This is a genomic window from Thiorhodococcus mannitoliphagus (assembly GCF_010915725.1).
Lineage (GTDB): Bacteria > Pseudomonadota > Gammaproteobacteria > Chromatiales > Chromatiaceae > Thiorhodococcus > Thiorhodococcus mannitoliphagus.
In genome coordinates, this window is record NZ_JAAIJR010000479.1 from 1 (window position 1) to 403 (window position 403).

Below are 403 nucleotides of genomic sequence, written 5' to 3' on the forward strand. Positions count from 1 at the left end.
GAGTGCCAGCGTTCGCGTTTGGCCTTCGCCTTCGCTTGCGGATGTGCCGCGCGGGCGATCTTGGCGACGTATTCGGTAGCATGGAAGAAGTCGATCAATTGGCGTTCGGTGTGTTGTTCCAAGAACGCCCAATTGGCGCTGGCGCCATCGGCGATGCCGAGATACAGCGCCTCGGGAAACTGCTGCTTGATGCGCGCGATCTCGCGTTCCATGCGCTGCTTGAACTCCGCCTTGCCATACTCCGGCGCGGCGGCGAGGTAGACCGTGTGTTGCCGCTCGCCTTGGCTGTCATAGAGCGAGAGCGCCCCGACCATCGCCTCGCGATAGCTGGCGCTGTCGGCCATCGGGATCATGGCCCCGTCGAGGCTGATGACGATGGTGGTGATGGCGGCATCCAGGGTGG

At 63.5% G+C, this 403-nt stretch carries 1 pseudogene; it reads right to left on the minus strand.

Features of this window, described 5'->3' with window-relative positions:
* A pseudogene (locus G3480_RS27450) lies at nucleotides 1-403 on the minus strand (hypothetical protein); the annotation flags it as partial.